The 3,666-nt window shown below is 20.7% G+C and carries 1 protein-coding gene; it reads left to right on the top strand.

The features are described 5' to 3' along the window. Positions 1-42: 42 nt before the first annotated feature. The coding region (locus tag N5D90_RS16955; protein ID WP_280063454.1) for a hypothetical protein at positions 43-3,666 on the top strand (3,624 nt) is incomplete at its 3' end.

Here is a 3,666-nt window from a genome sequence, read left to right as displayed (position 1 = left end):
TACTAAATTGATTCGTACATTTACTCTTATATATTATTACAAATGTTTTCAAAGGAATCAATTATTAAATACTGTAATGCTATCATTAATTACATTGAAAAAATTAAATCTCATTTTGAAAAAAAAGAAGAAGAGAAAGAAATGCAATTTTCTCATCTTAACGCTGTTCACTTAGAAAATGAAGATATACAAAACTATACAGATAAACTAAGTTGGGGTATTAATAATAATGATGTTAAAAATATTGCTATAACCGGTTCTTATGGTACTGGAAAAAGTAGTATTATTAAATCCTTTGTGAAAAATAAAAATTTAATGGATATTTCACTTACTATATCCTTCGCAAATTTTGAAAACAATGAAGAATTAATCAAAAAAGAAGAGATTGAATTTAATATCGTAAATCAAATTATATACTCTGAAAAACATGAAAAATTAAATAATTCAAGGTTCAAAAGAATAGCAAATAAATCATGGAATCATAAATTTTGGTCTATTTTTTTTATAGTAGTTTACTTATATACGATTATTAATATATTTTTTTCTTCAATAAATGGAAAACTTTCAATTTTTCCGTATTGGGAGTATCAAAAAAATATTTATGTAACTATATTCATAATTCAAACTTTTATAGTTTTATATAGGTTATATGATGATGTAATAAATTTTAGAATTACTAAAATATCTCCTACAGACATTGAAATTACAAATGATAATAAAGAATTAAATGAATCTATTTTAAGCAAATATTACGATGAAATTTTAAACTTTTTTTTAAATTCTAAAGTAGAAATAGTTTTTATTGAAGATTTAGATCGTTTTAATGGATCACTATCAATATTTACTCATCTTCGACAAGTTAATGAACAGCTAAATAATTCAAAAGATCTTAAGCATAAAAAAGTAACTTTTGTATACGCTGTAAAAGATGATCTGCTAGACGATGAACATAAAAAGACAAAATTCTTTGATTTAATAATACCAGTACTTCCATTTATTAATTCTAATACATCTCGTGAGTTTATCACAAAAAAAATATCTGAGTTAGAAGGTGATTTGTTAAATAATAATAAACTTAAAAACTTAATAAAAGAAGTTTCTCCTTATATAAATGATACACGTACAGCTATAAACCTAATTAATGAGTTTATAGTTTTTAAACAACAATATATAAGTAACTGGGAGAAGAATAATCAGAACATTACTTTAATTGCAAGTGAATTACCTTTAGATAAAATTTTTGGGATTATTGTCTACAAGAACTTCTATACAAATGATTATGTAAATCTATTGTCCAATAATTTTGAGAGTATTGTATATTCTATCTTTTATCATAAAGATGAATTTATTAAAAATAGCATTTCAAATAAGACTAAAAGAATAGAAGAGATTGAAAAAGAAATTTCAGTATTAGCAACTCTTTATATACCTGATATTGAAAGTCTAAATAAGATTATGATTAACTCATTTATGTTATTATTATATGAATCTTATAATAATTTAAGAAATATTAAAATTAATAATGATAATATTAATTTAAAAAATCTTCATAAAAATGAAAATTTTCAAACATTAAAAGATGATATTAAAATAAAACAAAATGGATATAATAATTTTGTAAGCACTACTATAACATTTGAAAGCATAATAAAAAACTCAGGATTAAATTATCAAAAAGAATATGAAAATATAAAGAAAAAAAGCGAAAATGAAATAGAAAAACTTCAAAAAGAAAAAAATGAGTTAAATAAATCAATTGGAATTGTTAAGTCAAAATCAGTTAGCGAACTTATTAATAGATATTCAGATGAGAATTTATCAACATATACTAAAGTTAATGAAATTACTGAAAATAATGAAGCTGCTAATAACAAAAAAATATTACATAAGAATCAACTACTTTTTTTCTTAATTAAATATGGTTATATCAATGAACAATATCTAAATTATATCTCTCATAAACATGAAGGATTATTAGATTTTAATGATTTAAAATTCAGAAATAAAATCTTAGATAATGTTAATCCAGAGTTCAACTATGAAATTAAAAATATAAATGACTTTATGGAAGATTTATCTCCTAGTCATTTTAATTCTAGAGCAATATTTAATTATTTAATCCTTGATTTCTTAATAAAAAACTCAAATAAATTTGAGTATGAGTATAGTTTATTTTATTCTAATTTATTATCTGACGAAGAATTTCAAAAAGATTTTATTGCTGGTGCATTTAGTTCTTTAAGCCAAGAAAATAGATTTAAATTTTATTATAAATTAATTGAGAGTGAGTCATTTTGGAAAAATTTGGAAAATCAAAATGAAATCATCAACGCTATAATTATCAGTATAATTAAAGAAAAAGAAAATCAACGGAATAAACTCTTAATTAAATTAAATATTGAAAAAAAATTAACAGAATATTTAAAATATAATGAAGAAATTCTAAAAGAGGCTACTAAAGAAGATATCAATTCTTTAAATATGAATGTTTCATATAAAATAACAGATTTAAATCATTTTATTAATGATGATATTCAAAGGTATATTTATAAAAATAATATGTACTATATTAATGAATCTAATTTGGAAGTAATTAATTCAAAAATCACACAAAAAAATATAAAAGATTGGAAATTATCTAATTTATGGAATTTTAGTGTTGAACCTTTAGATGATTACATATATGAAAATATTAAAGAGTTTTTAGAAAATATATATTTTTCTAATGTGACAGAAGAAGATGGTAATGGAATATCAATATTAAACAGGATTCTTACAAATGAAAACATTGATTCAGATTACACTAAAAGATATATTAAGGATATTAAGTTTCAAATAGATTTACATGATATTGATATCTCAGTCATTGATTTTGATGATAATTTATTTAAACCACTTTTAGAATATAATAGAGTTAAACCAAGTTGGAATAATGTTAAGATCATATATTCACGCACTCAATTAACAGATGAGTTATTGTCATTTATCAATTTGAATAAAAATGAAATAGAGAATGATCAAGATTTATCAATTGAAAATGATAAAGAATTAATAGCTTCATTAATAAAATCTGATAAAATAGAAGATTTTAGAATTTTTGATGCTACCGATATTAAATTTGATGAAATCGAAGATTATATTGATTATATAAAGTTCATTGAATATATTATAACTACAAATAGAGTTGATTTAAACACAGAAGTTTTTAATATAATAAATGAAGAAAATAAACTTCACTTTATCAATAATTACATCAGACAAGATTTAGATTTAAATGAATTAGAAATCGATAAATATACTTATTCAAGATTAATAAAGGAAAGTGAACAGGAAATAGCAACTTTTCTAGTAAAATTGATTTTAAATGATTTTGATAAAATTGATTTTGAAGAAGAAAGAATTGTTTCAATGTTAATAGAATATATAAACGAGAATAATATAAATGTTGACTTCAATATTTTAGATCATCTTTTATCACATATTGATGAAGAAAATATAAAAATAGATTTAATTTCAATAAAATTTAGATTATGTCCACATTTAGCAGAAGATGATGTAATTACTTTATTAAAGCATACTGATACTTTTAGAAATATAGAAGAAAAACAAAATTATAAAATTGAATTAAACGAAGTTAATAATGAAATTCTTAACTATTTAAAATCT

Origin of the sequence: Empedobacter sp. GD03797 (genome assembly GCF_029842105.1) — a bacterium.
In the GTDB taxonomy this organism is placed as follows: domain Bacteria; phylum Bacteroidota; class Bacteroidia; order Flavobacteriales; family Weeksellaceae; genus Empedobacter; species Empedobacter falsenii_C.
This window is presented reverse-complemented; position numbering and strand designations above follow the sequence as displayed.